This window comes from Desulfosarcina sp., assembly GCF_041551955.1.
Lineage (GTDB): Bacteria > Desulfobacterota > Desulfobacteria > Desulfobacterales > Desulfosarcinaceae > Desulfosarcina.
This window is the reverse complement of the sequence record NZ_JBFELV010000389.1, coordinates 1-4925: the sequence shown is the minus strand read 5'-3', so window position 1 is coordinate 4925 and position 4925 is coordinate 1. Positions and strand designations below refer to the sequence as shown.

The 4925-nt window shown below is 49.8% G+C and carries 5 protein-coding genes; all 5 read right to left on the bottom strand.

What is annotated here, in order from left to right; translation table 11 throughout:
- Positions 1-116: 116 nt before the first annotated feature.
- The 5 genes from ABYV26_RS20810 to ABYV26_RS20790 all read right to left on the bottom strand — a co-directional run bounded on the left by ABYV26_RS20810 (position 117) and on the right by ABYV26_RS20790 (position 4758).
- Positions 117-1280: a TRAP transporter substrate-binding protein gene (locus ABYV26_RS20810; protein ID WP_372683279.1), complete on the bottom strand. Its 1164-nt coding sequence runs from the start codon at positions 1278-1280 to the stop codon at positions 117-119.
- Positions 1277-1540, bottom strand: a complete 264-nt coding sequence (locus tag ABYV26_RS20805) for a hypothetical protein (protein WP_372683278.1) — start codon at positions 1538-1540, stop codon at positions 1277-1279. Before ABYV26_RS20805 ends, ABYV26_RS20810 begins: the two co-directional genes overlap by 4 nt.
- Positions 1541-1846: 306 nt before the next feature.
- On the bottom strand, positions 1847-3160 hold the full coding sequence (gene hisD, locus ABYV26_RS20800; protein ID WP_372683277.1) for a histidinol dehydrogenase: 1314 nt from the start codon (positions 3158-3160) through the stop codon (positions 1847-1849).
- Positions 3161-3306: 146 nt separating this feature from the next.
- Positions 3307-4467 carry a UxaA family hydrolase gene (locus tag ABYV26_RS20795; RefSeq protein WP_372683276.1) on the bottom strand — a complete coding sequence of 387 codons (1161 nt, stop codon included), beginning with the start codon at positions 4465-4467 and terminating at the stop codon, positions 3307-3309.
- 3 nt (positions 4468-4470) lie between these two features.
- Complete coding sequence (locus ABYV26_RS20790; RefSeq protein ID WP_372683275.1) at positions 4471-4758, bottom strand: UxaA family hydrolase; 288 nt, start codon at positions 4756-4758, stop codon at positions 4471-4473.
- Between the last annotated feature and the right edge of the window lie 167 nt (positions 4759-4925).

Genomic DNA, 4925 nt, shown 5'->3' with positions numbered 1-4925 from the left:
TCAATATTGTGGAGGATATTTCGAATCGTCATGCGTCACATCCTTATGTTCCTGCAAATATTCATTTGTGAACCGGCGGCGCCTCATTCGAGATCGGCGCCGCCGTGGATCAAGATCTAAGCCTTGACATCATGCACGTAGTATCGGCCCATCGTATTGGCCGCTTCGAGGAACGCATCAAATTTATCCAACGATCCGGCCAGCTCTATCTTGAAACTGTCCCATGCAGGCAATTGAGCGCCGGCTTTCTCCACCCACTGCTTTCTTTCATCCGCCGTGGGTACGTAAAATTTTACCCCGGCTGCGGCCAGCTCGGCCATGGAATAGGCGCGGGCAGCCGGCACTTTGGCCAGATTCTGCTGCATGGTGACTTCGCTGGCGAAATCGATGCCTTCCTGTACATTTTTGGGAAGCGAGTTGAACCATTCGAGATTGCAGGAATAAACCTGACTGTCAGGCACGGCGCCGTTGAAGGTCACCCAGTCCAGTATATCTTTGAAACCGAACACATGCAGCGCTTCTACGGAAGGATCCAATGCATCGGCCACTCCCTGCTTGATGGCTGAAGAGGTTTCGCCCCAGGCCACAGGGGTGGGGTTGGCGCCCAGCAACTGGTAGAACTGGGCCAGAATCTTGGATCCAGGCACGCGAAACTTGATCCCTTTCATCTGATCCGGCGTCTTGATTGGGCCGGGAACTCCTTTGCGCGTGGCGACCACACGCGGATCGATGACGACATACCACAGCACCTTGAAACCTGAGGCGGCGACCTTGGTATGCACTTCATTGCGCCAGGCATCTGAAGTGACCAGGTTGACGAACTTTTGATTGGTACCCACCCAATAGGGAATGTTGATTAAATCGGTCACCGGAGCGAAAGGGGCAAAGTTGGAAATCGAATGCTGGGCGGCTTGGATCGTACCGCCTTGAACTTTTTGGACCAGTGCGGAGCCGGCGCCAAGCTGGCCGCCCGGCGCCAGTTTGACATAAACCTCTCCATTGGTGCAGTTTTGGATATTTTCCTTCATATCCAACTGCATGATGGGGTAGCTGCGGTCGGCAGTGAGTACATAGGCCGTGGCGATATTCATCGTGTGTTTGGCCGCCTTTTGGCGTGTCTGTTCCTCCTTGGCAACCTGCGCGCTGGCCTCTTTCGAACCCAATACGCCGCTGAACAACGCCACCGTGGCGGCCGTAAATCCAAATTTGGTGGTCAATTCCATGAAACGACGCCGCTCTACCATTTTCAGGCCGGAATCCTTCTGTTTGTCATGGGTCATTTTTCATCTCCTTTTATCTCATTTGAAGATTTACTTTCAGCAGCTTCTCTCTTCAAAGCCGCTACGATCAACGCTACGCAGGCCACGGACAGCAGGAGGAACTCGGCCACATTTCCTAAATGCGGCAGATTCAAACCATAGGAGACCGTCGCTTTACCGAAAAGCACGTTGACAAAGTATATGGCGAAAAGAATGAAAAAGGTAAACAGGGCAACTTTCCCCCTTCTGCCGTTTGTCTTGTTGTCTTGTTCTGCCGTCATGGCTTCTCACCTCCGGGTTACGCTTACTGGTTTAACGATCGCTTGCTGAATATCTCAATAAGGCGTTATCATCCTTTTGCCGTATACGGGTCCAAACAGCCCGGTTTTCTATCGGTTCCACTCTGACCAGGGTGCCGCTAACGGTAACCGGACCGGAGTGAAGACCGTTGTGTTTCAATGTTTCCGTAAGGGTTTCTCGATCTACGCACTCTCGTAGCGTTTGGTCAGGATGTACGCTTCATGCACAAGGACTTCCTGTAAAACAGGAGAACGGTCACCATTTATGGCCCCGGCGCTGTAACTGGGTTAATACTTTGGATGCTGATATACCTTGAAATCCCATTTTTTGCCCGGGTTGTACTTGGTCAGACGCCAGTCACAGGCGCGTGCATGCCCTTCCATTCCTTCAATGCGGGAAAGGCGTGAAGAATATTCACTGATCAGGCTGCTTACGTTATTGTCAACGGGCTCCTGATATGTCAGGATTTTTAAATATTTATGTACATTCAAACCGCCACTGAAATGGGCTGCTTTTTTCGTCGGCAGGACGTGGTTGGGGCCGGAACATTTGTCTCCGTGGGTAACGGTGCTGACCTCACCCATAAAAAGAGACCCGTATGAACTCAGGCGCTCAAGCCACCATTCAGGATTGTCAACCAATACTTCAAGGTGTTCAGGCGCATATTGGTCGCTTACCGCTACCACCTCTTCAGGGCTGTCGCAAAGAATAATCTCGCCGTAATCTTTCCATGACTGGGCAGGCGTGGCCGGATCCGGCATATCCGCGATAAGTTTGGGCATCAGTTCCATCACTTTATCACAGAGTTCCCGGGACTCGGTGAAAAGCCATACCGGAGAGTTGGTGCCGTGCTCTCCTTGGGAAAGCAGGTCAATGGCAACCGTCATGGGGTCAGCGTTGTTATCAGCAATAACCGCAATTTCGGAAGGTCCCGCAAAGAGGTCAATGCCGCAAACGCCTTCACTCGCAAGAATCGCTTTGGCCTCGGCAACAAAGGCATTGCCCGGACCGGCGATGATATTTGCCGGCTTGTCGGTAAATATGCCGTAGGCCATGCAGGCGATAGCCTGTACGCCGCCCATCTCAAGAATGATGTCGGCTCCGGCAAGATCCATGGCGTAACATACGGATGCATCGATGGCTTCTCCACGTGGGGGCGTGGCGGCCACGATAAAAGGGACGCCAGCAACCCTGGCGGTGGCAATACTCATGAGTGCGGAACAGGTGTGCGCAAAACGCCCACCCGGTATATAGCATCCCGCCACATCCATGGGAATCACCCGCTGTCCGGCACGCACGCCTGCCGGAGTGACAATATCAAAATCTTGAATACTGTCTCGCTGTGCTTTGGCGAACGCGGTAATCTGTTCGTTGGCAAACTGAATATCCTTTTTCGCGTTTTCAGGAACGCTGGCAATAAGACGGGCTTTTTTCTCGGGAGAAAGAATGAAGTCCTGATCCCAATTGTCAAACTTTTTTGCAATCGCACGAACCGCATCTTCGCCGTTGGCACGGATGTCCGCAAGAATGCCTTCTACTACCTTGCGTGCTTTACTGCTGTTTTCTTCGGCTGAAAGCTCTGCTTTTTTAATGTATTCCATTTTTTACATCCTTATGCGTTTTTGCTTGTGTTACCTTAATTTTAAACCCCATTTCCGCAAAAGCTAAAAAAATAGGGCTCCCATGTGCTGCGTATCACTCACCAGAAGTGCAGAGTGATACGTACACAAGAAGCTTACCAATTTGGTTATGCACTCTCGTACAGCTTGGTCATAATAAATTCGCGATGTCCGAGTACTTCCGCGGAAGTCATCCGACCGTTCGCGGTACGGATCATCATTTCAAGAAGCTTGTCACCCGCTTCATCCAGGTTCATATCCCGACGGAGCAAGCCGGAAACGTCTACATCGAAATGTTCTGCCATGGTTCTGAGCGTACGCGGGTTTGAGCAAAGCTTGATAACAGGCAGGATTGGATTGCCTATAATGTTGCCCTGTCCCGTGGGGAAGAAATGAATGACAAAACCGGAAGCGGCACAGAGCGTAACCTGTTCAGCCGCGGCGGAAGAGGAGTCCTGAAACCAGAGGCCCGGGCCGGTCGGCGCAAACGCTTTTTCAAGACAACCAACAATGGGTGCCTTGGTGCCGATTTTCTGAATATTGCCAAGTGCTTTTTCTTCAATGGTAGTCAATCCGCCCTCGATGTTGCCTTTTGTCGGTTGAGAGTCAGAGAGATCACTGGTCTTGTTGTCATCGACAATTTTGGCATAACGATCAAAGTAGAACTGAAAATCTTTTCTGACTTCATCATTTGCACAGCGCTCCAACACAAGGTGCTCACCACCGGTTAACTCAGTTGTTTCACCAAAAAGAAGCGTGTTGCCTTTCTCATAGAGTTTGTCGTAGGCATTACCAACGGTCGGGTTGGTTGCAATTCCTGAAGTCGTATCGGATTCACCACACTTGGTGGCGATCCACAGCTCACTGACATCACACTCGGTTCGCGGATATTCACTCGCTATATGCATGAATTCTTTGGCTTTTTTTGAGGCAGCACAAATCGTGTTGTAATCACCATTCTGCTCAATTGAAAAGCCCATGACCGGCTTGCCGGTTTCCGCGATACCTTCGACAATTTTATTGGTCCACTGAGGCTCAATACCGATAACGACGACCGCTGCAACGTTGGGGTTTGAACCCGTTCCAATAAGGGTACGAAAGTGCAGATCGAGGTCAGCACCGAACTGAAGGCGACCATAGGCATGGGGAAGTGCCAGGGTGCCCTTTACATTGTTGGCAACCGCTTCACATGCAGAGTTAGAAAGGTCATCCAGTGGAAGGATGACGACATGGTTACGAACACCAACCCGACCATTTTCACGACGATAGCCTAAAAATTTAGTTTCCATTTCTTACCACCTCTTTGTTTTAACGTTATGTACGTGAAGATGCTCGCCTTTCTTGATCGGAGCGACAACTTTGCCTATATCGGTGTTGTATTTGATCACGGTGTCACCCTCCGCAAAATCCTTTAGCGCTACTTTGTGACCGATTGGGATATCACTTAAAATTTTAATGGTTATAGTTTCATCTTCTTTCATGATCCATCCGGTGATTTCCTGATTGGTTTTCAAACCTTCAACCACCACAACACCTACGCCATCCACGGCTTCATGTACTAAAAAATCGGGTGCCATCATATCCCTCCCAAATGTTTAAATTAAAAAACGGGGTTCATAAAAGTACAAACAAGATTTTTATATTTTTGCCGAAAACGCGATTCCACCCCCTTTTTGCTTTATGCTTTCGCTTCCACTTGGATTGAAAACACAAACTCATTCAATTTGTTTTGGTTCACCGCAAAGAT

Coding starts and splice junctions, on each gene's coding strand:
- ABYV26_RS20810 (WP_372683279.1), bottom strand. CDS start 1,280: ATGACCCATGACAAACAGAAGGATTCCGGCCTGAAAATGGTAGAGCGG.
- ABYV26_RS20805 (WP_372683278.1), bottom strand. CDS start 1,540: ATGACGGCAGAACAAGACAACAAGACAAACGGCAGAAGGGGGAAAGTT.
- hisD (WP_372683277.1), bottom strand. CDS start 3,160: ATGGAATACATTAAAAAAGCAGAGCTTTCAGCCGAAGAAAACAGCAGT.
- ABYV26_RS20795 (WP_372683276.1), bottom strand. CDS start 4,467: ATGGAAACTAAATTTTTAGGCTATCGTCGTGAAAATGGTCGGGTTGGT.
- ABYV26_RS20790 (WP_372683275.1), bottom strand. CDS start 4,758: ATGATGGCACCCGATTTTTTAGTACATGAAGCCGTGGATGGCGTAGGT.